Source organism: Deltaproteobacteria bacterium (assembly GCA_011375175.1).
Taxonomy (GTDB): domain Bacteria; phylum Desulfobacterota; class GWC2-55-46; order GWC2-55-46; family DRME01; genus DRME01.
This window is the reverse complement of the sequence record DRME01000061.1, coordinates 1-23655: the sequence shown is the minus strand read 5'-3', so window position 1 is coordinate 23655 and position 23655 is coordinate 1. Positions and strand designations below refer to the sequence as shown.

The following is a 23655-nucleotide window of genomic DNA, read 5'->3' as shown; positions in this document are numbered from 1 at the left end:
TCCCTCAGACTCCCTCCAAAAACTTTTAACGCGAGTTGGTTTCCCCCTGTTTTGCCAGGCAAAACAGGGGGAAACCAACTCGTATTGAAAGTCTTTGAAGGGGGTCTGGGGGAAACTTTCTACAGAAAGTTTCCCCCAGGGTAATAAATCAGAGCTTCCCTAAATAAAATGGTACCCCTTCCTCTCTGCTGACACAAGATATGCTACATTACCGCCCCTTCTTCGCTCTTTATTTTCTCTCCTTTTTGCTATATCATAGGAAGACTCTGAACAACCACCCCGAAGGAACTTTCTATAGAAGGGCCGTGGCCCCACGTGTCCCCCAGACCCCCTTCAAGGACTTTTGTTCCGGGCCATGGGGGCCTTGCTTGCCCTGAAGTTCCACAAATCCGGCGCGGATCCAAGAACAGGGGGAGCGGGAGATGACCGGAGAGGCCGCCCACACGGGCGTACTCGGCTCGCAGGAGATAGAAGCGGCCATAGAGAAAGGCTGGATAGGGGCGGACGCGCCCATCGAGGAGCGCCAGGTCCAGCCGGCGAGCCTCGACCTCCGTCTCGGCCGCAGGGCCTACCGCCTCGTATCGAGCTTCCTGCCCGAGGGCCGCGACATCGAGGGACTGGTCCTCCAGAAGGATTATTACGGCGACAACCTCGTCATGTACGAGGTCGACATCGGCGGCGACGGAGGCGTGCTCGAGCGGGGAGGAGTCTACCTCATACCGCTCAAGGAGAGACTCGCCCTGCCGGGACACATAAGGGGAAGGTCCAACCCGAAGAGCACGACCGGACGCCTCGACATCTTCGCCCGCCTCATAACGGACAGAAACCCGCGCTTCGACGACATAGCGGCGGGCTACAGGGGCGGGCTTTATTTGGAAGTGATGCCCCGCTCCTACACCGTCAAGGTCCGCGAGGGGCTGAGGCTCGCCCAGATAAGGCTCATGACCGGTCCCTGCCGTCTCGACGACGACGAGATAAGGGAGATCAACGAGCGGTACTCGCTCCTCTTCGACGGAGACAGCCCCCTCCCGACCGGGCAGATGACCATAAACGACGGCGTCTTCATGAGTGTGGACTTAAGCGGCGACGCTTCCGGCGGCATCGTAGGCTACAAGTCCAAGAAGAACAGCCACATCGTCGATCTCTCGAAGACGGACCACTACAAGATAGAGGACTTCTGGGAGCCCGTACACCGCACGAGCAGGGAGTCCATAATCCTCGAGCCCGAGGACTTCTATATCCTGAGCTCCAAGGAGCGCATCAGGGTGCCGCCGCGCTACGCCGCCGAGATGGCCGCCTATGAGGCGGGCTCTGGCGAGCTTCGCACCCACTACGCCGGCTTCTTCGACCCCGGCTTCGGCTTCGGCTCCCATGGAGAGATCAGGGGCACCAAGGCCGTGCTCGAGGTGCGGGCCCATGACGTGCCCTTCATGGTCGTCCACGGCCAGACCTTCTTCAAGCTCTCCTTCGAGCGCATGGGAACCGTGCCGCGCAAGGTCTACGGTGTGAAGATAGGTTCGTCCTACCAGTTCCAGGGCATAACGTTGAGCAAGCAGTTCAGGAAAGATGGCGGTCCGTAAGAGCGGCAGACACGAGGGCCTCGGCTACGAGGTCACAGGGATAGCTCTTGCGGGGCTCGCGGCGCTGGTGACGGCGAGCCTCTACTTCCGCGACGACGTGGAGCATCTCGAGTACGTTGGTGTCGCCGGAAGCTACCTCTCGTGGCTGCTCTTCGTCTCCATGGGCTATACGTCCTACATCTTTCCGCTCCTCCTCTTCATACTGGCGCTGGAGTTCATGCTTCTTCGCCGGGGCCTGCGCTTCAGGGCCGTCCTTCCCGCCGGCCTGCTCTTCATCGTCATGTCGGCCTCGGGCCTTCTGACCATGACGCTCCCCGTCGAGGCCGCCGGCGGCATCGTCGGAGAGGTGGTGAGCGCCGCGCTTACAAGCTACTTCGGCACGGCCGGGGCCGCCATACTCCTGGTGACCGTCTTCGTAACGGCCCTTGTGGGCACAACGGGGTTCTCGCTCATAAAGACGGCGGCGGCGACGGCCGTGGCCGCCCTCAAGGGCGCCGCGGCGGCGGCCGCCGCCGCGGCGCGCACCTTCAGGGCGGCCCGCGAGTCGCTTAAGAGGCGCAGGGAGCGCCGCGCCAAGGCCGCGGCCGAGAAGTCGGAGCGCAGGAAGCGGGCCAAGGGCCCGGCCATCGTCACCGCCAAGGAGTCTCCGCGCAGGGCCGCCGAAGAGCCCGTGCAGGAGGAGTTCGACTTCGTGGCGCCAAAGGGCTCGTTCAGGCTTCCCCACATCAACCTCCTCGATCCCGTGCCCGACAAGGACGGCTCCGTCGACAGGGAGACCTACATAACCAACTCCAAGATCCTCGAGAAGAAGCTCAAGGACTTCGACGTGGACGGCCACGTGGTGGAGGTCCATCCCGGACCGGTCATCACCATGTACGAGTTCGAGCCGGCCCCCGGCGTGAAGGTCGGCAAGATCACGAATCTCGCCGACGACCTGGCGCTCGCCATGCGGGCCGTGAGCATCCGCATCCTGGCCCCCATCCCCGGCAAGGCCGTGGTGGGCATCGAGATACCGAACCACGTGCGCGAAGGCATCTTCGCCCGCGAGATACTCGGCTGCCGCGAATTCGCAAAGAGCCGCTCCAGGCTCACCATGGCCCTGGGCACGGACATAACGGGAAACCCCGTCATCACCGACCTTGCGAGGCTTCCCCACCTGCTCATCGCCGGGGCCACGGGCTCGGGCAAGAGCGTGGCCCTCAACGCAATGATAATAAGCATCCTCTTCAAGGCAACGCCCGAGGACGTGAGGCTGCTCATGATAGACCCCAAGATGCTCGAGCTCACGGCCTACGAGGGGCTGCCCCACCTGATAACGCCGGTGATAACCGACACCAAGCGGGCGGCGGGCGTGCTCAAGAGCATCGTGGTCGAGATGGGCAAGCGCTACAAGCTCATGGCCGAAAAGGGCGCAAAGAACATAAACATGTACAACCGCATCCTCGAAGAGGAGGAAGGAACCGCCGACAGCGGCCCGCGGGCGGCGCGGGATACGGAGGAGCAGGAGCAGGAAAACGCCCACCGCCGGCTCCCCTACATCGTCGTCATAATCGACGAGCTCGCCGACCTCATGCTCACCTCGGGCAAGGACGTGGAAGAGAGCCTCGTGCGGCTCACACAGATGGCCAGGGCCGCGGGCATCCACCTCATCGTGGCCACCCAGCGCCCGTCGGTGGACGTCATAACGGGCCTCATCAAGGCCAACTTCCCGGCACGGCTCGCACTCCAGGTCCCCACCCGCACCGACTCGCGGACCATACTCGACGCGGCCGGCGCCGAAACGCTGCTGGGCGAGGGCGACATGCTCTTCATGCCGCCCGGCACCTCCAGGCTACGCCGCATCCACGGCGTCTACGTCTCGGAGCACGAAATAGAAAAGGTGATCGACTTCCTGAAAAGACAGGGAAAGCCCCGCTACGACGCCGACATAGCCGAGGCAAAGGCCGCGGCCGCGGCGGGCGGCGAGGAAGACCTGAGCGAAGAGTTCCTGCGCCGCTACGACGAGGCCGTGGCCCTGGCCGCCACACTCGAGACCATATCGACCTCCTACATCCAGCGGCGCCTGCGCATAGGCTACAACACGGCGGCCCGCATAATCGAGAAGATGGAGGCCGAAGGTGTAGTGGGACCCTCGCAGGGCAGCCGTCCCCGTGAAGTCCTGCTGCGCAAGGAAGAGGTCGAACCGTAAGGATCGGGGTTCGCTTCGGGTGCGCCGCGTCCCGCCGCCAGGGCGCGCTCGATGAGGAGAGAAGATGACGGGAAGGGAACGAAGGAAATTTCTTTATATGCTCTTTGCGGCCGCGCTTGTCTTCGCGGCCCCGCCGGCTCCGCTCCATGCCGCCGTCGGCACCGGCGAGATCGTGAGAAAGCTCCAGGCCCGCTACGACGAGGTGACGACCCTTGCGGCCGACTTCACACAGGAGACGAAGACCAGGGCGGCCGTGCGCCGCTCTTCGGGCAGGGTCTTCTTCAAGAAGCCCGGCAAGATGCGCTGGAACTACACCGAGCCCTACGAAGACACCATAATAAGCGACGGCAGGACCATATGGGTGGATCAGCCGGACCTCGGGCAGGTCATAGAGCGCGACGCCGAGGACGGCGGCCCGTCGGTGGCCTCCGACTTCCTAACCGGCGTCGGCAGCATCGACAGGGACTTCAAGGTGACGCTTACCGACTCGACCGGGCCGGTCTACAGGCTGCGCCTTACGCCGCGCACTCCCCAGCCGGGCATAAAGGTGCTCTTCATCGAGGTGGAGAAAGAGAGCTTCCTCGTCACCGCCACCGTAGTCGTCGACCCCATGGGAGCCGAGACCAGGGTCGAGCTCACCGACGTGAAACTGAACGTCCCCCTGGCCGACGACCTCTTCACCTTCCATATCCCCGAAGGGGTCAGGGTGCTCAGGCCGTAAGGGACGGGAAAGGAGAGGAAAAGTGCCGTCTTTCGACATCGTATCGAAGGTAGACCTCCAGGAGGTGGACAACGCCGTCAACCAGGCCGTGCGCGAGCTCGGCCAGCGCTACGACTTCAAGGGCTCCAGGAGCTCCATAGAGTGGGACAAGAAGGGCGAGATAGTCGTCACCGGCGACGACGACTACAAGCTCAAGAGCGTCGTCGACATAGTGGAGAACAAGCTCATAAAGCGGTCCATACCGCTCAAGGCCATGGAATACGGCAAGGTCGAAGAGGCATCGGGAGGGCTGAAGCGCAGGAGACTCACTGTGCGCCAGGGCATCCCCGAAGACAGGGCGAAGCAGATTGCGAAGATCATAAAGGAGATGAAACTCAAGGTCCAGACCCAGATCCAGGGCGACCAGCTCCGCGTCACCGGCAAGAAGATAGACGACCTCCAGGCCGTCATCCGGGAGCTCAAGGGCCGGGACCTCGACGTGGCCCTCCAGTTCGTGAACATGAGGTCCTGACTTACTTTCTTTTTGAAAAAAAGAAAGTAAGCAAAGAAAAACCGGTATCGTCTTCGAACTGCGGGGAATCGTCCGAGCGCTCCGGCGTTCTTAAGCCACGGCGCCCTGTAAAGGAAAGAGGCTTTAAAGCCCAACTCGTCTTTTGGAGGGGATGTCTTACCCGCGTCGGCTGCCTCTGGGGGAAACTTTCTGTAGAAAGTTTCCCCCAGACCCCCTTCAAAGACTTTTAGTTCCCTGCGGCTCATCCCGATTTTGCAAGCAAAATCGGGATGAGCCGCAGGGCGTTAAAAGTTTTGGAGGGAGTCTGAGGGAACCTTTTTACAAAAAAGGTTCCCTCAGTGCAATAAATCAGAGTTTCCTTAAAAGTCTTTGGAGGAGATGTCTTACCCGCGCCGGCTGCTTCGGGGGGCTGTACCGGGGGGGGTCGGGCCGCAAAGGCGTAAACAAACCCGCCTGGCGCGGCCCGACCCCCCCGGTACAGCCGAAGAGCCGAATAACATACCATGGGGCATGGGGAAACGTGGGCCTATGGCCCTTCTTCAAGAAAGTTTCCGCCGGGTTGGAATGGACGAGGCAAAGGTGGCGGGGGAGGCTCTTTCAAAGTTCTTCCGGGGTGCTTCTCAGCAGATTCTCGGGAACTGCTCGCCGGAGAGCATGTCCGCGATCCGGCGGTTGCCTATGCAGGTCTCTACGATGAGCCGTCCGGCGTTCTCGGCGGTCACCTCCCCTATGACGGCGGCGTCACGGCCGAGCTCGTGGCTGCGCATCCTCCCGACGATCCTCTCTGCCGCCTCCTCGGCGGCGACGACGACGACCTTGCCCTCGTTGGCGAGGTAGAGGGGGTCGAAGCCGAGCATCTCGCAGGCGCCTCGCACGGCCTCGCGCACCGGCACGGCCTCTTCCCTTACGAGCACGCCGCGGCCCGAGGCGGCGGCGAACTCGTTGAGCACCGTTGCGAGCCCGCCGCGGGTGGGGTCCCGCATGGCCTTCACCTCGGGGCCGGCCTCGTCGAGTATCTCCGCCACGAGGCCGTTGAGCGGCGCGCAGTCGCTCTCCACGGGGGCGTCCATCTCCAGCCCCTCGCGCCTTGTGAGGACCGCCACGGCGTGATCCCCCAGGGCGCCCGACACTATCACCCTGTCGCCCGGCGCGATCCTGCCCGGCGAGAGCTCGACGCCGTCGCGCACCACGCCCACGCCCGCGGTGTTGATGAACAGGCCGTCGCCCTTGCCACGCTCCACGACCTTGGTATCGCCGGTCACGACCTTCACGCCGGCCCCGCGGGCCGCGGCGGCCATGCTCTCCACCACCCTTTCGAGCACGTCGAGCTCAAGGCCCTCCTCGATTATGAAGGCTGCGCTGAGATAGAGCGGCTCGGCCCCGCCTACGGCGAGGTCGTTCACCGTGCCGCAGACCGAGAGCCTGCCGATGTCGCCGCCCGGAAAGAAGAGCGGGTCGATGACGTAAGAGTCGGTGGTGAAGGCGAGCCTCGAAGCGCCTACGCCGAAGACGGCCTGGTCGTCGAGAGGGGCGAGGAGCTCGTTGTCGAAGTGCCTCAGGAAGACCCTCTCCACAAGCTCGCGGCTCAGCCTGCCGCCGCTTCCGTGGGATAGAAGTATCCTCTTCTTCATTGCGTTCTCTTTAGGAAACTCTGATTAATTACCTTGGGGGAAACTTTCCGTAGAAGGGCCATAGGCCCGCGTTTCCCCATCGTATGTTATTCGGATGTTCGGCTGTACCGGGGGGTTCGGGCCGCGCCAGGCGGGATTTTTTACGCCTTTGCGGCCCGAACCCCCCGGCACAGCCCCCAGAGGCAGCCGGCGCGGGCAGTGCAATAAATCAGAGCTTCCTTTATTCCGTCCTCTCGGCAAGGATCGCTCAGCGGCGGGCCGGTGGCGTCCCGTCCTTTCACTTCGCCGCGCCGCGGCCTGTGAGCTCGAGGAACTCCTTTTCATCGATTATGGTAAGGCCCAGCTCCCTGGCCCTGGCGTACTTGGAGCCCGGCTCCCGGCCCGCCACCACGTAGTCCACCCTCTTTCCGGCCGACGAGGCGCACCGCCCCCCAAGGGACTCGACGAGGCGCCTGGCCTCCTCACGGGTCATCGAGTCGAGGGCCCCGGTGAAGAGAAAGACCTTGCCCGCCAGCGGCCCGCCGCTTCCGCTCTTCTCCTCGCGCGGAAAGCGCACGCCGAGCTCGCGCAGCCTTTCGAGCACGCGCCTGTTTCGCGGCTCGTCGAAGAACTCCCTCACCGAGCGCGCCGTCTCGGGCCCTATCTCGCGCACCGCCGTGAGTTCTTCCAGCGAAGCCTCCATGAGCGCCTCGACGGACCCGAAGCGGCGGGCCAGGACCACGGCCAGATGCTCACCCACGCCGCGGATGCCGAGGGCATGGATGAGACGCGGGAGCGTGGGACGCTTGCTCCGCTCGATGGCGTCAACGAGGTTCTGAGCCGACTTCTCGGCCCAGCGCTCAAGGCCGAGCAGGTCCTCCACCTTGAGCGTATATATGTCGGCCACGTCGCGCAGGAGCCCGGCGTCTACGAGCTGTTCCACGTTCTTCCTGCCCAGCCCCTCGATGTCCATGGCCCTCTTGGATGCGAAGTGATGGATGCTCTCCTTGAGCCTTGCCGGACAGGCGAGCCCGGCCGTGCAGTAATGGATGGCCCCCACCTGTTCGACGTGGGCGCCGCAGGCGGGACAGGCATCGGGCATGTCGAAGGGAACCGCCTCCGGCGGGCGCCTCTCCTTCACCACGGCCACGACCTCGGGAATGACATCACCCGCCCTCTCCACGACCACACGGTCACCGACACGCACGTCCTTTCTGCGGATCTCGCCGAGGTTGTGGAGTGTAGCCCGCTCTATCGTAACGCCGCCTATCTCCACCGGTTCGAGCACCGCCACGGGCGTGAGAGCTCCGGTGCGGCCCACGCCCACCTCTATGCTCTTCACCACCGTGGTCTCCTGCCGGGCCTTGAACTTGTAGGCCAGGGCCCAGCGGGGACTCCTCGTGAGTGTACCGAGGCGCTCCTGGAGGGCGAGGCTGTTGACCTTTATGACCGTGCCGTCGAGCTCGTAGTCGAGCTCGTCGCGCCGGGCCTCGAGGCTATCGTGGTAGTCGATGACCTCGCTTATGCCGTGAAGAAGGCTTACCAGCGGGTTGACCTTGAAGCCCAGGGCCCGCAGGTAGTCGAGTGTCTCCATGTGGGTGGAGAAGTCCGCGCCCTCGACGGCGCCCACGCCGTAGCAGAAGATATCGAGGGGCCGCGAGGCCGTGACCCTCGGGTCGAGCTGGCGAAGCGACCCTGCGGCGGCGTTTCGGGGGTTGGCGAAGAGCGGCTCGCCGCGCCGGCCCCGTTCGTCGTTGAGCCGCCTGAAGGCCTCTACGGGCATGAAGACCTCGCCGCGCACCTCGAGCCTCGAGGCCACGGGGATGTCATCGCCGCCGCGGGGCGCAAGCCGAAGCGGAACGCTCCTCACGGTCCTCAGGTTGGCCGTCACGTCCTCGCCCCGGTAGCCGTCGCCGCGGGTGGAACCGGTGACGAAGACCCCGCCCTCGTAGACGAGCTCCACGGCCAGACCGTCGAGCTTGGGCTCGCCCACGTACTCGATCTCCCCCTCCGTGCCGACGAGCTTTCTCACCCGGCTGTCGAAGGCCCTCACCTCGTCCTCGTCGAAGGCGTTGGCCAGCGAGAGCATGGGCACGCCGTGCTCGACCGTGCCGAACTCCTCGACCGGAGCGGCACCGACGCGCTGTGTGGGCGAGTCGGCCGTGACGAGCTCGGGATGGGCGGCCTCCAGCTCCTCGAGCCGGCGCATGAGCCGGTCGTACTCGGCGTCGGAGACGACGGGACTGTCGAGCACGTAGTAGCGGTAGTTGTGGTACTCTATACGGCGGCGCAGCTCCTCGATCTCGCGGCGCGCCGCCTCGTCACCCTTACCCATGACCGCACAACTCCTCCCCCGAGCCGGAACGCGGCACTGTTCCCTCGGACTCCCTTCAAGGCGGCGGCCCGGAGGCCGGGGCGCAAGGGCGCAACACGGCCTCGCGGCTCATTTCACCGGGGCTTCGCCGCCGACCGTTATCTCCGGTATGCGCAGTGTGGGCTGGGCGTCGGAGACGGGCACGCCCTGGGCGTCCTTGCCGCAGGTGCCGATGCCGTAGCCGAGGTCCGAGCCCACCATGTCGATCTTTGTGAGTATCTCGGGGCCGTTGCCCGTGAGCGTAGCGCCCCGCACCGGTTCGCCCGCCTCTCCGTTCTCTATGAGGTAGCCTTCCGTCACCTCGAAGACGAAGTCGCCGTTCACGGTATTGACCTGGCCTCCGCCCATCTTCTTGACGTAAAGTCCCCTGTCCACCGAGGCGAGGATATCCCGTGGAGGGGTCTCGCCCGGCGCTATGAGCGTGTTGGTCATGCGCGGGATGGGACGGTGGCGGTAGGACTGGCGGCGGCCGTTGCCCGTCGAGGCCGCCCCGTAGCGCATGGCGTTGAGTCTGTCGTACATGTAGCTGCGGAGCACGCCCTTTTCCACGAGCACGGTGCGCCGGGCCGGGCTCGCCTCGTCGTCGAAGAAGAAGGAGCCCCGCTTGTACGGTATGGTGGCGTCGTCGATGACCGTGACAAGGGGCGAGGCGACCTCTTCGCCCATCCTGCCCGAGTAGACCGAGAGCCCCTGGCCAGCGAGATCGGCCTCGAGACCGTGGCCTATGGCCTCGTGGACCATGGTTCCGCCGGCCTCGCTCGAGAGCACGACGGTCATGGTGCCGCCCGGGGCCTTGCGCGCGCCGAGCATCATGACGGCCCGGCGGGCCGCCGTCTCGGCCACCTCTTCGGGCGGGGTCTCGTCGAGAAGCTCGAGACCGGCGGCGCCTCCAACGGGCTCGTAGCCCGTCTGGATGACGTCGCCCTCGCGGGCCACGACCTGACAGAGATAGAGCACGCTCGTGCGCTCCTCCTCCACGTGGTCTCCAAGCGAATTCACCACGCAAACGCGGCGGCGGCCGTCGCCGTATACGACCCGCACCTGCACGACCCGGTCGTCCACGGCCCTCGCCGTCCTCTCGCCGCGGGTGACGAGTCCGACCTTCGACGAAAGGGGGGCGTCCATGGGGTCTTTCCCGATGTCGAATCCCGGGGCGCGGCTCCTGCTCACCGGTCCGAGCTCCCCCGCCTGCTCTCCCGAACGCACCGCCGCGGCCACCACGCGGGCCGTCTCGACGAGCCCCTCTTCCGTAAGGTCGTCTGTGAAGGCGTAGAAGGTCTTGAGTCCCGCTATGACCCGCACGCCGCAGCCGCGCTCGCGGCCCGAGACGACCTTCTCTATCTTCTCCTCCTCGCAGACGATGGAGGTGTTGAGCGTCTCTTCGGCGTATATCTCGGCGAACTCGCCTCCCGAGGCGAGCGCGGTCCGCAGGACCCTGCCGGGGTCGAAACCGTCGGTGAGCATGGAGCAACCTCCCCTGTCTTTACGCGAGATTGTCGGGAGGGCGGCCGCGGCGCCGGGGCATGGGGCCGCCCTGCCCCAACGGCGAGTATATCAGCGGCCGGCGGGTACAGTCAAGGCGGCCATTGCCGCGGAAATTGAAAAAACTCCGTCCTTCTGTTAGATTGTAGGTCATGGAGGCGATTAAGAGACTCTTCCGGCTCGACGAGAAGTCGACGACCGTGGGACGGGAGGCGGCGGCGGGGGTCACGACCTTTGCGGCCATGAGCTACATCATATTCGTCCAGCCGGCGGTGCTCGGCGCCGCCGGCATGGACTTCGGCGCCGTAATGACGGCCACCTGTCTTGCGAGCGCCGCCGCCACGCTGGCCATGGGCCTTCTGGCCGACTACCCCATAGCGCTCGCGCCGGCCATGGGGCACAACTTCTTCTTCTCCTTCACCGTGGTTGCGGCCATGGGGCTGCCCTGGCGGACGGCGCTCGGGGCGGTCTTCGTCTCCGGCGTCCTCTTCATCGCCCTCTCTCTCTTCCACTTCCGGGAGAGGCTCGTGAACACCATACCCGAAGGGCTCAAGCACGCCATCGCCGCTGGCATCGGGCTTCTCATCGCCCTTGCGGGGCTTGAGTGGGCGGGCATAGTTGTGGACGCTCCGGGCACATACGTGGGCCTGGGGAGCCTGCACAGCCCTCCGGTGCTGCTCTCGCTGCTGGGTCTCGCGGTCACGGCCGCGCTCCTTGCGCTCAGGGTCCGCACCGCCGTGCTGCTGGGCATGGCCGTCACCGTGGCGGCCGGGCTCGCCACGGGACTCATCGAGTACCGGGGGCTCGTCTCGGCCCCGCCCTCGCTTGCGCCCACCTTCCTGGAGCTCGATATACGGGGAGCGCTCGGCACGGGACTGCTATCGGTCATATTCGTCTTCTTCTTCCTCGACCTATTCGACACGGTGGGAACGCTCATAGGCGTGGGGGACGAGGCGGGGTTCATAAAGGACGGCAGGCTGCCGAGGGCGCGGCGGGCCTTCCTGGCCGACGCGCTGGGCACGGTGACGGGCGCGCTGCTCGGCACCTCGACGGTGACGAGCTACATCGAGAGCGCCGCCGGCGTGAGCGCAGGCGGCAGGAGCGGTCTTGCGAGCTGCTTCACGGCCGCCCTCTTCGTCGCCGCCCTCTTCTTCTCCCCCCTCGTCGAGATGGTGGGCGGCGGGATCGAGAGCGGCGGCGCGCGGCTCTATCCCGTCGTCGCCCCCGTGCTCATAGTCGTGGGGAGCCTCATGTGCAGGGGTGCCGCCCGCATAAGATGGGACGACCCCACCGAGGCGCTGCCCGCCTTCCTCACCATGATAATGATGCCCGTCACCTTCTCGATCACCGAGGGCATAGCCTTCGGCATAATAAGCCATACGCTCATGAAGACCGCCGCCGGACGCCGCGGCGAGGTGGAGCCGCTCATGGCTCTCTTCGCCCTGCTCTTCGTGCTCCGCTACGCGCTGCTCAGGGGGTGAACGCGCGGCAGCGATAGGGTTTGTATATGAAAATGGGCGCAACCCGGCTCTTGACGGCCCGCAGGGGAACAAGTTTAAAACGACAATGACGGTCTCAAGGACTTTACCGCCAGCGGTTGTGACGGGCGTCGATTATATAACCGGCTTCAATACGCTGCGCTCCCTTTCGGAAGAGGGAGTCCCCCTTATCGGCCTATCCACCGACCCCGCATCGTTTTTGATGAAGACCGCAAGATGCTCGAGAATCGTTGTCAGCAGCGAGGAAGGGCTTATCGAATCGTTGATAGGGCTGGGCGGAGAGCTTGAGGAAAGGGCTGTCCTGTTCCCATGCACGGATTCACACGTAAGGCTGATCTCGGAGAACCGGGAGATCCTGGAACCCTTCTATATATTTGAACTGCCTTCAAGGGAAACTGTGAGGCTTTTGCTGGACAAGGTGAGTTTTCACAATTTCGCCCTGAGAAACGAGATTCCTGTACCCGAGAGCCTGATCGTACGGGAAGTCGCGGACTCCCACCGCGGCAGGCTCGAAGGCCTCCGGTTTCCCTGTATAGTAAAGCCCTCTATAAAGAACGCCGTATGGGAGGAAAGGTATGGAAAGGCGCTCAAGTTCCGCAGCGCGAGCGAGCTTTCGGCCGCCGTGCCGGAGATGCTGCGATACGCCCGCCGCCTCGTCGTGCAGGAATGGATACCGGGTCCGGACTTGCGGATATATTTCTGTCTGATGTACTTCCACAGGGAAGACGAGCCGGCGGCCTACTTCGTAGGCAGGAAGATCAGGCAATGGCCGCCGGAGATCGGAAGCACGGCAGTGGCCGAAGGCCGCTTCAACCGCAGCGTGCTGAGCGAGAGCATCCGCATCTTCAGGAAGACTGGTTACCGGGGGATCGGCTCCGTAGAGTACAAGTACGACCGGCGCAGGGGGCTGTTCCTTGTAATGGAGCCGACCGTGGGGCGCCCCAACCTCCAGTCCTACGTCGCCACGGCCAACGGGATAAACATACCTTACATCGCCTTCTGCAACATGGTGGGCCGCGAGCTCTCGGCCTTCCATCGCGAGGAGGACCCGACGCCGGTCAAGTGGGTCCACGAGTTGTCGGATTTCCGCTCGGCGAGGCATCACATGAGAAGAGGCGACCTCACCTGGAGGGAGTGGTTCAGGAGCCTGTCGGGACCGAAGAAGTACGCCCTCTTCTCCCTTGCCGATCCCCTGCCTTTTATCTGCACGTTCTTCTTCTTTCTTTCGCGCTTTGCGCGCAAGAAGCTCTCTTCCTGGTTTCAGGGGTTGACGTCAGTCCTTGGAAGGAGCGGGTAGCCTTCGTCATTGCGGCAGGCCGCCCCATCGGCGGTTCCCCCCGCCATCCCTCGTTCGAGGAGGCTCCCGTCGGTCCGCCATTGCAAGGCTTCGCCGGAGGGGTTCAGCGTCCGAGCCGCCTGCGCACGTAGCGCACGGCCCCGTCCCTGTCGCTCACCTCTCCGCGCTCCTGGCCCTCGGCTATGAGCGAGAGTATCCTGCCCACCTCCGGCCCCTGGTCCACGGAGAATATCTCCATCACGTCCCGTCCCGTGAGCAGCGGTTCGGGACGCCGCCTCGCATAGACGTCGTAGTAGAAGCGGACCATATGGCCCACCACCTTTCTGAGTCCCTCGTCCTCGACGCCGCGCGTGGCCCTTGCGTCGGCGACGGCGAGGACGAGGAGCACGAGCCCCGTCTCGCCGCCCACGGCCCTGAAGAAATGGGCCCTGGTCCTCGCCGACGGTGCGTCGAGGGCGGCGAGCACGAAGACGCGGTGGTGGTTCCTCGTAACCACGGAGAGCTCCCTTGCGAGCCTGCGGCCGAGGCGAAGCCCCATGGCCGCCTCCCCTGCGAGCCCCGCCCCCGTGAGCTCGTGGCCCCTGAAACGGAGCTCCCCGCCCTCGCGGCTCATGGCCGCCGGCTTGCCCATGTCGTGGACAAAGGCGCAGAGCTTGAGCATGGCGGCCATGGGGACCGCCCCGAGGCTGCCGCCGAAAAAGACCCGGAGCTCGTCGCCGAAGGCCCCTTGTCCGATCTCCGCAAGGAGCGAGTCGGCCTCGGCGACGACGGAGAGCACGTGCGCCGTTAGGTCGTAGCCCTCGAGGTCCCGCCACGACCGCGTCTGCTCGAAGACGGCCGCCATCAGGTCCGTGTCGAAGAGCAGCCCCAGGGCTTCGGCCGTGCCGGAAGCCGAGAATATCTTGAGCGTCTCTTCCCCCACACGCTCCCGGGAGACGCGGGCGAGGAGGGCTCCGCGCCGCCGCATGATCGCAAGGAGCCCCTCGTCTATGGCGAGTCCCAGCGTCTGAGAGAGACGGACGGCCCGGAGGGCGCGAAGGGGGTCGTCGTCGATGGCGGACGGCGAACAGGGCCGCAGCCTCCCTGCGGCCGCGTCGGCGAGTCCGCCCAGGGGGTCTACGAGGGAAGGGGCGCCGAGGGGCACGGCCATGGCGTTCACCGTGAAGTCCCGCAGCGCAAGGTCCGAGGCGATTGCCCCGCCCCGAAGGGGCGCGATGTCCACCGTCCACGGCCCGCCGTCGTCCTTTACGACGACCCGCGAGGTGCCGCTCTCCCTGTCGAGGACGAAGGCCGCGGCGCCGAGCCTGCGGGCGAGCTCCCGCGCTACGGGCCAGGGACGGCCCCGCACTACGAGGTCGTAATCGCGGCCCGGCGCAAGGCCGAGCGCCGCGTTGCGCAGCACTCCGCCCACGAGCCACGTCGCGCCCTGCGGCGCGACCGCCCGCACGGCGCAGAAGACGGGCTCGTCCTCCAGCGTCCCTAACAGCCTCGAAACAAAAAAGGCCGGCTCAGGCCGGCCCGTGGCGTCAATCATCGGAGTCGCCGCCGCTTGAACGGGGGATGTCAGATAAGCTCCACCTCTATCATCTCGTCGGCCGTCGGCGGTCCGGTCTCGATCTCATCGGCCAGACGTCTCACGTCCTCGGCCACGTTGCGATACCCCGGGTCGCTCTGGTGGACGGAGGAGAATATCTCCAGGGCCTCGTTGCGCCGCCCCGATGCCTCGTAGGCCATGGCGAGCTCGTACATGACGGCCTTGCGGGCCTCCTTGTCCATGCCCTCCACCTTGAGACACTTGAGAAAGTAGCGCACGGCGTCGTCGGGCCTGCCCAGCGCCATTGAGCAGTGGCCCAGCCTGGTATAGCACTCGAACTCGCAGGAGCGGTCGCGCAGGGCGACGGTGAACTCCCTGACGGCGTTCTCGTAGAGCTCCATCTCCATATAGGCGATGCCGAGGTTGAAGTGGGTCTCGGCGTCTTCCCTGCCGAGCTGCTCTCCCACGTCGTCCTTGAACTCCTCCACGTCTTCGCCGCTCTGCCGTCCGGCCCAGGAACCGGCGAGGCTCTCGGCCACCTCCTCTATGCCGAGCTCCCTGGCGAGGTCCACGTAGCCGTCGCCCTCGGCTCCGGGGCCGGCCGGGGCCGTCTGCTGCTCCGCGGCCGGCCAGGCGGCCTCTTCCACCACCTCGGCCTCTTCAAGCTCGATTATCTCCTCGGGCTCGACCACCTCCATGCCCTCTTCCGCCTCGAGCCGTATCTCCGCCCCCTCTGCCCTGTCGGCTTCGTCAAGGTCCTCGACGGTGAACTCGATCTCGTCGGCGGCCTCTTCCTCGTCGAATTCGTCGTCGGGAAAGTCGACGAGCGGCTCGTCGGCGGCCTCTTCCTCCCCTGCGCCGGCGGAAGAGGCGGCGGGCCGCTCCGGCGGAGCGGCCGCTTCGGCCCGGCCGCGGGCTTCCTCCACGAACTTCCTGCTCTGCTCGTCGCCGGGGAAGCGTGCGAGCACCGCCTCGTAGAGCTCGAGCGCCTTCGCCCCATCGCCCCGGCCGGCGTACAGCGCGGCGAGCTCCTTTGCGTATCTTGCGAAGTCCTCGTCCCTGCCCGTACTCTCGCAGAGAGCGACGAGCTTGCCCAGGATCCTGACCTCTCCGGGCTCATCGGCGAGGAAGTCGAGCAGCACCTTCTCGGCCTTGTCGTAGCGCTCCTTGGAGACGAGCCTGTCGGCCACCCAGAGGCACTCGGAGACGGCGTCCTCCTTGTAGCCCATCTGCCGGTACTTCTCGGCAAGCTTCAGCCGCACGCCGGCGTTGTCGGGGGCTATCTCGACCATCTTCTTGAGCAGGTCCATGACCTCGGCGCTCTTGCCCTTCTTCTCGAAGTGGTTGACGATGTAGCCGTACTCGGCCACGGCGTCGGCTATGAGGCGCTGTCTGGTGTACAGGTCGGCGAGCTTGTAGTGGATGTCGAGGTTGTTTTCGTCGAGCTTGAGTATCTGCTTGTATACGGCGATGGCCTTGAGGTAAAAGCCCTTCTGGGTGTTGTACTTGGCCACCTCGCCGTACTCCTCGATGGCCTCCTCCCTGCGGCCCATCTTTATGTGGATGTCGCCTATGCGAAGGCGCACGGCCGTGTCCATTGGGTCTATCTCCAGGACCTTGCGATACTCGGCCAGCGCCCTGTCGAGATAACCCTTGTGCACATACTTGAGGGCCCTGTCTATGAGCTTCTCCTTGTCAGCCATGGACGATCCTCTTGTTGTTCTTAGGGAAGCTCTGATTAATTACCCTGGGGGAAACTTTCTGTAGAAAGTTTCCCCCAGACCCCCTTCAAAGACTTTTAATTCCCTGCGGATCATCCCGATTTTGCTTGCAAAATCGGGATGATCCGCAGGGCGTTAAAAATTTTTGGAGGGAGTCTGAGGGAACCTTTTTACAAAAAGGTTCCCTCAGGGTAATTAATCAGAGCTTCCTTGGGCGCAGCGTCGCCCCCGAGGTTCCACTCCCGCGTCGAATACCTGGAGGCCTCGAGCGCGGAGGCCAGCTCCCTCTCGTCCTCGGTGAGTCCCGCTTCCTGGAAGTCCACGGAGAGGGTGCGCGCAAAGGCCTCCACCAGGCCCTCTCGCAGCGCCTCTTCGTCGCCTGCGCCGGTCTCGTCTTCCACGGAGGTCATCTTTTCAAGGAGCGCGGCCCCGAAGACCCTCTCGTTGAGGTCCCTTTCCATGGAGACGAGTATGGAGCCGTGCTGGAGGAAGACGGCGCCGCTTCGCCGCTGGGCGCTGCCGGCGATCTTCCTTCCCCGCGCAAGGACCTCGAAGCGGTTGGGGGCATGGAAGCAGGCCCTCGGCACCACGGTCCCGCCCCGCTGCGGTCTCGCCCAGCGGGCGTCGACGCCGAGCCCCCTGAGCGCCTCCACCAGGGCCCGGCTCACGGCCTCGTAGGCGGCGCTTATTCCGCCCGCGAGGGGGCCGCTCTTCGCCCCGGCCACAACGGCGTAGGTGACCTCGCGATGATGGAGCACGGCACGTCCCCCCGTAATCCTGCGCACCAGGGGCAGGGCGGCGGCTTCGAAGTCACTGGTCCGCTGCAGATACCCTATGGAGAGCGTGGGCTCCTCCCAGCCGTATAGCCTCAGCGTGGGCCGGAGCGTACCTCCCGACCCGAAGACCGCCAGCATGGCCTCGTCGACGGCCATGTTACGCGCGCCGCCATGCTTCCCGTCGAGAATAAGCCTCCATCTCTCCATCCGCCCGATACTGCCCTGAAGGAAATCTTCTGAAGAAGGGCCACGGCCCCCCGTTTCCCCCGGCCCCCTTGTACGCTGTTCGTATCTTCGAAAGAGAGCGGTCCCCTGGAGGTTCGGGCCGCAGGGGCGTAAAGATCCCGCCCGGCGCGGCCCGAACCTCCAGGGGACCGCCCCCCCGATGCGGCTGGAGCGGGTGACATCCCCCCTTCAAAGACTTCCGATGCCTTTCGGACTCCCCTGATTTTGCAAGCAGAATCAGGGGAATCCGAAAGCATTGAAAGTTTTTGGAGGGAATCCGAGGGAACCTTTTTAAGGTTCCCTCAGTGCAATAAATCAGAGCCGCCCTCTTCCTGTGGGCAGGGGAATTCCCTGAAAGTGCCTGAAGTTATATTCTACATGAATCTGGACAAAAAGTCTATGTCCACATCGCCGTTGATGAAGTCGTGGTCTCGCATGATCTCGAGGTGGAGCGGGATGTTGGTCTTTATGCCGCCCACGTAGAACTCCTCGAGGGCGCGGCTCATCTTGGCGATGGCCTCGTGGCGGTCGGCGGCGTGCACTATGAGTTTGGCGAGCAGCGAGTCGTAGTGGCTCGGCACGGTGTAGTTGCTGTAAATGGCCGAGTCGAGGCGCACGCCCGGCCCTCCGGGCACGCTGAGCTCGGTTATGGTGCCCGGCGAGGGGAGCATCGTCTTCGGGTCCTCGGCGTTTATCCTGCACTCGATGCTGTGGCCGCTTATGGTCACGTCGTCCTGGCCGATCCGCAGCTTCTCGCCGGCGGCGATCCGTATCTGCTCCTTTATGAGGTCGATGCCCGTGACCATCTCGGTCACGGGGTGCTCGACCTGGATGCGGGTGTTCATCTCCATGAAGTAGTAGCGCTTGTCCTTGTCGAGGAGGAATTCGACGGTGCCCATGTTGACGTAACCGATGGCCCTTGCGAGCTTGACGGCCGTCTCGCCCATCTCGCGGCGGAGTCCCTCGTCCACGCCGACCGACGGGGCTTCCTCGAGTATCTTCTGATGGCGACGCTGAATGGAGCACTCGCGCTCGCCGAGGTGGACGACGTTTCCATGCTCGTCGGCCATTATCTGTATCTCTATGTGGCGGGGCTCCTCGCAGAAGCGCTCGATGAATATCTCGTCGCTGCCGAAGGCCGAGACGGCCTCGCGCCGTGCGAGGCTGAAGGCGTTGGCCAGGCTCGCCTGGGTGTGGACGAGCTTCATGCCCCGGCCTCCGCCCCCGGCGGCGGCCTTTATGATGACGGGAAAGCCTATGCGCCTTGCCACCTCTATGGCCTCGTTCTCGTCGGCCAGCCCGCCGTCGCTCCATGGCAGCACCGGCACGCCGGCCCGCTCGGCCTCCTTCTTGGCAAGGACCTTGTTGCCCATGAGCCTCATGGTCGGCGAGGCGGGGCCGATGAACTTCACGCCGCAGTTCTCGCAGATCTCGGCGAACTCGGCGCTCTCGGCGAGGAAACCGTACCCCGGATGCACGGCCTCGGCGTCGGCCACCTCCATGGAGCTTATGAGCGAAGAGATGTTGAGGTAGCTGTCGGCCGGAGAGGCCGGTCCTATGCATATGGCCTCGTCGGCGAGCCTTATGTGGAGCGAGTCCCTGTCCACCGTCGAGTAGACGGCCACGGTCTTTATGCCGAGCTCCTTGCAGGCCCTTATTATCCTCACGGCTATCTCGCCGCGGTTGGCTATCAGTATCTTCTTGAACATGGTGAAGCCTACCTGTCTTTCTCCAAGAGGGGAGCGGGACGGGACGCTGCGGCGAAGGAGCCCGCCGCGACCGGCCGTCCCGGAGGGGACACGATCACTCGAAGGGTTCGATACAGAAGATGGGCTCGCCGTACTCGACGGGCTGGCCGTTGTCGACGAGGATGGATACGACCCTGCCGGCGAACTCGGCCTCCACCTCGTTCATTATCTTCATGGCCTCTATGATGCAGAGCACCTGGCCCTTCTTCACCGTCGAGCCCACCTCGACAAAGGGCGGGGCCTCGGGCGACGGGGCGCGGTAGAAGGTTCCCACCATGGGAGAGGTCACCATGCGGTGGTTCTCCTTTGCCGGCTCCGGAGCCGGGGCCTCGGCAGCAGCGGCGGCGGGCTCCGCGGCCCTCTCCGGCGCGGCCTCGCCGCAGGCCCTCTTTATCCTGAGCCTGCCGCCCTCGCTCTCCACCTCGATCTCGACTATATCGGTATCCCTCAGGAACCTGTAAATGGCCCTTATGTCCTTTAATTTCATCTGACCTCCTGTCCCACAGGTCTATTCCCGGTGCCGGCCGACCCGGTCAAAGCACCCGGAGCCCGCCGGGTGCGTCGGTGATCTTTTCGCATCCCCGCCCGGTGAGGACCACCATGTCCTCGATGCGCACGCCGCCCCATCCCTCGATGTAGACGCCGGGCTCGACGGTGAAGACCATGCCCTGCGCGAGAACGGCACCGCTTCCCGGCGCGATGCTCGGTCCCTCGTGGACCTTGAGCCCCACGCCGTGGCCCGTGCCGTGGCCGAAGCGGCGGCCGTATCCCGCCTTCCTTATGACGGCCCTTGCGGCGGCGTCCACCGCTTCCGCCGCGACACCCGGCGCCGCCGCCTCCACGGCCCGTTCCTGGGCCTCGCGCACCAGGGCGTAGACGTCCCTCTGGAGCCTCGTGGCCCTGCCCACGGCGTAGACCCTCGTGTTGTCCGAGTTGTAGCCCTCGAGTCTCACGCCCATGTCGACGAGCACGAGCTCGCCCTTCCTTATCTTCTTCATCGTCGGACGGGCGTGGGGCAGGGCGCAGCGCTCCCCCGAGGCCACTATGGTCTCGAAGGCCATGCCCTCGGCGCCGCGCCTGCGCACGGCGGCCTCCACGCCGGCGGCCACCTCGAGCTCCGTAGCGCCGGGCCTTATGAGCCTCTCGGCCTCGTCAAAGCCCAGGGCGGCGAGCCCCGCGGCCGCCCTCAGGGCGTCGATCTCCGAAGCCTCCTTGATGAGCCGCAGCGACTCCACGGCGTCTGCGAGCGGCTTCAGCCGCGCCGCCCGACGCAGCGCCGCCCGCAGCCTCTCGTAACGGCCGTAGCTGAGCGCAGCGCTCTCGAAGCCGACCCTCGACGCCCCCCACTCCTCCACGATCCCGGCCGTCTCCGCCGCGGCGTCGCGCGTTATGCGCCTTGCGATCCCCCGGCACTCGCGGGCCGCCTGGATCCTGTAGCGGCCGTCGGTGAGGAGCACGGCCCTTCTCCGGCCGACGACAAGCGTGGCGCTCGAGCCCGTAAAGCCCGTGAGGTAGCGTATGTTGTCGGGGTCGGCGACTATCAGCGCGTCCACTCCGAGGCCGTCGAGCCTGCGGCGCAGGGCCGCGAGCCTCCTCCTCGCACCGCCGCTGCCGGCCGGGCTCACTCGATCTCCCGCCTCACAAGGGCCGAGGCCTTGCGAAGCAGATACCTCGCGCGCCCCGCGTTGGCGCCGGCGCCGACCACGAGGGCCATGAAGTACTCGGGCGTCACCACCCTGACGAGCACCTTCGCCGCCCCGGCGCCGAAGCTTATGTCGTCCACGGCCCCAAGCTCAAGCCCCTTCGCCGCCCGCAGCACGGTTCCCACCACCTGACTGCACTCTATGCCCAGCGCCTCGATCTCGATGACCGACCCCTCGGCCCTGTAGTGCTGAACGGCTATGCCGTCGACCCCCATCACCGTGGCGGCCATGGCGCCGGCGTCGTCAACGAGACTCTTCAGTATGTGGTGGAATGACATGGACGGCTCCTTTTGAAAGTGAGAGAGTGTCGCCCCGCAACGACGACACAGAGCGGAGACGAGGGTCGGAGCGGGCCTGCCGCCGGCTTCACTCTCCGGCCCGACGCCCGGACTTGCCGCCCCGGCAGGCGAGCGCCATGACCCGCTCGACCGAGCGGCGCAGACGCTCGTCACCGGGCGAGGCGTCGGCCAGATACTTGTATATGACCAGCGCGTCGTCGAGACGGCCCTGCTCCTCCAGGAGCGCGGCCATGGTCTCGGTCATGAATACGTCGTCTCCCCCGCCCGCGGCCAATCTCACCCGCCCCCCCTCTTTAGTTAGGGAAGCTCTGATTAATCATCCAGAGGGAACCTTTTTGTAAAAGGGTCACAGACCCTCGGTTCCCTCAGACTCCCTCCAAAAACTTTTAACGCCCTGCGGTTCCTCCCGATTTTGCAAGCAAAACAGGGATGATCCGCAGGGAATTGAAAGTCTTTGAAGGGGGTCTGGGGGAAACGTGGGCCTGTGGCCCTTCTGCAGGAAGTTTCCCCCGGGGTAATTAATCAGAATTTCCATAAAATTATTAAGAAAACTCACCTTCAAGTCAAGTAAAACTATCCCCGGCCGCCAACGGGACGGCGAGGTCCCCTTTTTCTCCGGCGCCGCCTACCCGGAGCGGTCCTCAATGTCCGAGAAAGTCCGAAAGCTCCGCGTCGTCCACCTCCCTTATGACCACACGGCCTATGTCCTCGACGAGGACGAAGCGTATGCGGCCCGCCTTCACCTTCTTGTCTACCCGCATGGCATCGAGGATCGATCCGGCCGGCAGGGGCGGTCTCTCCACCGGGAGCCCGAGGCCCCCGACGAGCCTCCTTATCCGCCCGGCAACGCCGTCGTCGCAGAGGCCGAGTCTTACCGAGAGGGCGGCGGCCATGACCATGCCGACGGCCACGGCCTCGCCGTGGCGCACCTCGCCGTAGCCTGCGAGGGTCTCGATGGCGTGGCCGAAGGTGTGGCCGAGATTGAGCACCGCCCGCAGTCCCTGCTCGGTCTCGTCGCAGGAGACGATGCGGGCCTTTATCTCGCAGGAGCGGGCTATGGCGCTCTCAAGCTCCGGCGCGGCCCCGAGTATGGCGTCGGTGTTTGTCTCGAGGAACTCGAAGAAGCGGGCGTCCTCGATGACGCCGTACTTGACCACCTCGGCGAGTCCGGCCCTGAAGTCGCGGCGCGGCAGCGTTGCAAGCGCCGCGGGATCGATGAAGACCGCCGCCGGCTGGTGGAAGGCGCCTATGAGGTTCTTGCCGAGACGGTGGTTGACCGCCGTCTTGCCGCCCACGGAGCTGTCCACCTGCGCAAGCAGGGTCGTCGGCACCTGCACGTAGGGCACTCCGCGCAGATAGGTGGCCGCCACGAAGCCGGCAAGGTCCCCCACCACGCCGCCGCCGAGCGCCACCACCGGGCTCGTCCGCTCCATCCTCGCCTCTATCATCCTGTCGTAGACCGTGGCGGCCACATCGAGGGTCTTGTACTCCTCGCCGTCGGGTATCTCGACGACGAGGGGTTCAAGCCCCCCTTCCCTCATGGAGCGAAGCACCGTCTCGGCGTAGAGCCCCCCGACCGTGGGGTTGGTCACAACCGTGCAGCGGCCCGCAAGCCCCAGCCGCGCCATGGCCGGCCCGACCTGCTCAAGGATGCCGTCCTCTATCATTATGGGGTAGGAGCGTCCGCCCAGCTCCACCGTTATCGAGCGCATGACCCTCTCTCAGCCTTTCCTTTTCCCGATGGTCTCCATTATCAGATCGACCACCTCGCCGACAGAGAGCTCCGTGGTGTCGATGACGAGGTGGGAGTCCCCGTAAGCCTCCCGCCGCTGCCTCAGAAGCCTCTCGACCTCGCGCCTCCCGCCCCTTGCAAGGAGCGGCCGCTCCTTGCACGAGGCCGTGCGCTCGAGGATGGCGTCCACCGAGGCCGTAAGGCAGACCACGAGGCCCCATTCCTTGAGACGCCGCCTGCTGACGGCGTCGACGACCGCGCCTCCTCCGGTGCTCACCACCGCCCCTGGGCCGGGGCCTGCCGTGAGGCGCTCTATGACCCCCCGCTCGAGCTCGCGGAAGCGGGCCTCGCCGCAGCGGGCGAATATCTCCGGTATGCTCATGCCCGCCTCCTCGACTACGAGCTCGTCGGTGTCGATGAAGGCGATGCCGAGACGGTCGGCCAGGGCCCTGCCGACCGCCGTCTTGCCGGTGCCCATGAAACCGGTGAGCACCACGTTTGTAACCATGGGGAAATCCTGAGGATCGCGTCCGCCGGCAAGGCGCCGGGTCTCCGAGTTGTTACACCGCCAGGGGCCTTCAGCGCCATGGCGGGCGGCCCCCACGGGAGGACCGGGCCGCAAAGGCGTAAAAGTCCCGCCTGGCGCGGCCCGGTC

General features: G+C 65.2%; 19 protein-coding genes. 6 read left to right on the top strand and 13 right to left on the bottom strand.

What is annotated here, in order from left to right; genetic code table 11:
* Positions 1–422: 422 nt before the first annotated feature.
* From ENJ37_04755 to ENJ37_04740, 4 genes are all read left to right on the top strand, one after another.
* Positions 423–1580 carry a 2'-deoxycytidine 5'-triphosphate deaminase gene (locus tag ENJ37_04755; protein ID HHL39793.1) on the top strand — a complete coding sequence of 386 codons (1158 nt, stop codon included), beginning with the start codon at positions 423–425 and terminating at the stop codon, positions 1578–1580.
* Positions 1567–3768: a DNA translocase FtsK gene (locus ENJ37_04750; GenBank protein ID HHL39792.1), complete on the top strand. Its 2202-nt coding sequence runs from the start codon at positions 1567–1569 to the stop codon at positions 3766–3768. Before ENJ37_04755 ends, ENJ37_04750 begins: the two co-directional genes overlap by 14 nt.
* Positions 3769–3832: 64 nt before the next feature.
* On the top strand, positions 3833–4489 hold the full coding sequence (gene lolA / locus ENJ37_04745) for an outer membrane lipoprotein chaperone LolA (protein ID HHL39791.1): 657 nt from the start codon (positions 3833–3835) through the stop codon (positions 4487–4489).
* A 22-nt stretch (positions 4490–4511) separates the two neighbouring features.
* A complete protein-coding gene (locus ENJ37_04740; GenBank protein ID HHL39790.1) occupies positions 4512–5000 on the top strand; it encodes a YajQ family cyclic di-GMP-binding protein in 489 nt (162 codons plus the stop codon).
* Between the two features lie 620 nt (positions 5001–5620).
* Here the strand turns inward: ENJ37_04740 and hypE are convergent.
* The 3 genes from hypE to ENJ37_04725 all read right to left on the bottom strand — a co-directional run bounded on the left by hypE (position 5621) and on the right by ENJ37_04725 (position 10448).
* On the bottom strand, positions 5621–6631 hold the full coding sequence (hypE, locus tag ENJ37_04735; GenBank protein HHL39789.1) for a hydrogenase expression/formation protein HypE: 1011 nt from the start codon (positions 6629–6631) through the stop codon (positions 5621–5623).
* Between the two features lie 277 nt (positions 6632–6908).
* The gene (gene ligA / locus ENJ37_04730; GenBank protein ID HHL39788.1) at positions 6909–8945 is read right to left on the bottom strand and encodes an NAD-dependent DNA ligase LigA; all 2037 of its coding nucleotides are present in this window, start codon (positions 8943–8945) and stop codon (positions 6909–6911) included.
* Positions 8946–9053: 108 nt separating this feature from the next.
* Complete coding sequence (locus tag ENJ37_04725; protein HHL39787.1) at positions 9054–10448, bottom strand: TldD/PmbA family protein; 1395 nt, start codon at positions 10446–10448, stop codon at positions 9054–9056.
* Positions 10449–10618: 170 nt separating this feature from the next.
* Between ENJ37_04725 and ENJ37_04720 the strand changes: the two genes are divergently transcribed.
* Together ENJ37_04720 and ENJ37_04715 are read left to right on the top strand one after the other, a co-directional pair.
* On the top strand, positions 10619–11947 hold the full coding sequence (locus tag ENJ37_04720; protein HHL39786.1) for an NCS2 family permease: 1329 nt from the start codon (positions 10619–10621) through the stop codon (positions 11945–11947).
* A gap of 85 nt (positions 11948–12032) precedes the next feature.
* Positions 12033–13262 carry a carboxylate--amine ligase gene (locus tag ENJ37_04715; protein HHL39785.1) on the top strand — a complete coding sequence of 410 codons (1230 nt, stop codon included), beginning with the start codon at positions 12033–12035 and terminating at the stop codon, positions 13260–13262.
* Positions 13263–13365: 103 nt separating this feature from the next.
* Here ENJ37_04715 and ENJ37_04710 read toward each other — a convergent pair whose 3' ends face one another.
* The 10 genes from ENJ37_04710 to ENJ37_04665 all read right to left on the bottom strand — a co-directional run bounded on the left by ENJ37_04710 (position 13366) and on the right by ENJ37_04665 (position 23508).
* The gene (locus tag ENJ37_04710) at positions 13366–14796 is read right to left on the bottom strand and encodes a hypothetical protein (GenBank protein ID HHL39784.1); all 1431 of its coding nucleotides are present in this window, start codon (positions 14794–14796) and stop codon (positions 13366–13368) included.
* A 29-nt stretch (positions 14797–14825) separates the two neighbouring features.
* The gene (locus tag ENJ37_04705; GenBank protein HHL39783.1) at positions 14826–16499 is read right to left on the bottom strand and encodes a tetratricopeptide repeat protein; all 1674 of its coding nucleotides are present in this window, start codon (positions 16497–16499) and stop codon (positions 14826–14828) included.
* Positions 16500–16687: 188 nt separating this feature from the next.
* Positions 16688–17500 (bottom strand): lipoate--protein ligase family protein, encoded by an 813-nt coding sequence (locus ENJ37_04700; GenBank protein HHL39782.1) that lies wholly within the window; start codon positions 17498–17500, stop codon positions 16688–16690.
* 392 nt (positions 17501–17892) lie between these two features.
* Complete coding sequence (gene accC, locus ENJ37_04695) at positions 17893–19227, bottom strand: acetyl-CoA carboxylase biotin carboxylase subunit (protein HHL39781.1); 1335 nt, start codon at positions 19225–19227, stop codon at positions 17893–17895.
* A gap of 94 nt (positions 19228–19321) precedes the next feature.
* A complete protein-coding gene (gene accB / locus ENJ37_04690) occupies positions 19322–19753 on the bottom strand; it encodes an acetyl-CoA carboxylase biotin carboxyl carrier protein (protein HHL39780.1) in 432 nt (143 codons plus the stop codon).
* Between the two features lie 46 nt (positions 19754–19799).
* Positions 19800–20891: an aminopeptidase P family protein gene (locus tag ENJ37_04685; GenBank protein HHL39779.1), complete on the bottom strand. Its 1092-nt coding sequence runs from the start codon at positions 20889–20891 to the stop codon at positions 19800–19802.
* On the bottom strand, positions 20888–21247 hold the full coding sequence (locus tag ENJ37_04680) for a hypothetical protein (GenBank protein HHL39778.1): 360 nt from the start codon (positions 21245–21247) through the stop codon (positions 20888–20890). The genes ENJ37_04685 and ENJ37_04680 overlap by 4 nt, the downstream gene beginning before the upstream one ends.
* 88 nt (positions 21248–21335) lie before the next feature.
* Positions 21336–21548: a hypothetical protein gene (locus ENJ37_04675; protein HHL39777.1), complete on the bottom strand. Its 213-nt coding sequence runs from the start codon at positions 21546–21548 to the stop codon at positions 21336–21338.
* Between the two features lie 361 nt (positions 21549–21909).
* Positions 21910–22980 carry a 3-dehydroquinate synthase gene (locus ENJ37_04670; GenBank protein ID HHL39776.1) on the bottom strand — a complete coding sequence of 357 codons (1071 nt, stop codon included), beginning with the start codon at positions 22978–22980 and terminating at the stop codon, positions 21910–21912.
* A 9-nt stretch (positions 22981–22989) separates the two neighbouring features.
* Positions 22990–23508, bottom strand: coding sequence for a shikimate kinase (locus tag ENJ37_04665; GenBank protein ID HHL39775.1), 519 nt, complete (start codon positions 23506–23508; stop codon positions 22990–22992).
* Positions 23509–23655 lie beyond the last annotated feature (147 nt).

Coding starts and splice junctions, on each gene's coding strand:
- ENJ37_04755 (HHL39793.1), top strand. CDS start 423: ATGACCGGAGAGGCCGCCCACACGGGCGTACTCGGCTCGCAGGAGATA.
- ENJ37_04750 (HHL39792.1), top strand. CDS start 1,567: ATGGCGGTCCGTAAGAGCGGCAGACACGAGGGCCTCGGCTACGAGGTC.
- lolA (HHL39791.1), top strand. CDS start 3,833: ATGACGGGAAGGGAACGAAGGAAATTTCTTTATATGCTCTTTGCGGCC.
- hypE (HHL39789.1), bottom strand. CDS start 6,631: ATGAAGAAGAGGATACTTCTATCCCACGGAAGCGGCGGCAGGCTGAGC.
- ligA (HHL39788.1), bottom strand. CDS start 8,945: ATGGGTAAGGGTGACGAGGCGGCGCGCCGCGAGATCGAGGAGCTGCGC.
- ENJ37_04725 (HHL39787.1), bottom strand. CDS start 10,448: ATGCTCACCGACGGTTTCGACCCCGGCAGGGTCCTGCGGACCGCGCTC.
- ENJ37_04720 (HHL39786.1), top strand. CDS start 10,619: ATGGAGGCGATTAAGAGACTCTTCCGGCTCGACGAGAAGTCGACGACC.
- ENJ37_04715 (HHL39785.1), top strand. CDS start 12,033: ATGACGGTCTCAAGGACTTTACCGCCAGCGGTTGTGACGGGCGTCGAT.
- ENJ37_04710 (HHL39784.1), bottom strand. CDS start 14,796: ATGATTGACGCCACGGGCCGGCCTGAGCCGGCCTTTTTTGTTTCGAGG.
- ENJ37_04705 (HHL39783.1), bottom strand. CDS start 16,499: ATGGCTGACAAGGAGAAGCTCATAGACAGGGCCCTCAAGTATGTGCAC.
- ENJ37_04700 (HHL39782.1), bottom strand. CDS start 17,500: ATGGAGAGATGGAGGCTTATTCTCGACGGGAAGCATGGCGGCGCGCGT.
- accC (HHL39781.1), bottom strand. CDS start 19,227: ATGTTCAAGAAGATACTGATAGCCAACCGCGGCGAGATAGCCGTGAGG.
- accB (HHL39780.1), bottom strand. CDS start 19,753: ATGAAATTAAAGGACATAAGGGCCATTTACAGGTTCCTGAGGGATACC.
- ENJ37_04680 (HHL39778.1), bottom strand. CDS start 21,247: ATGTCATTCCACCACATACTGAAGAGTCTCGTTGACGACGCCGGCGCC.
- ENJ37_04670 (HHL39776.1), bottom strand. CDS start 22,980: ATGCGCTCGATAACGGTGGAGCTGGGCGGACGCTCCTACCCCATAATG.
- ENJ37_04665 (HHL39775.1), bottom strand. CDS start 23,508: ATGGTTACAAACGTGGTGCTCACCGGTTTCATGGGCACCGGCAAGACG.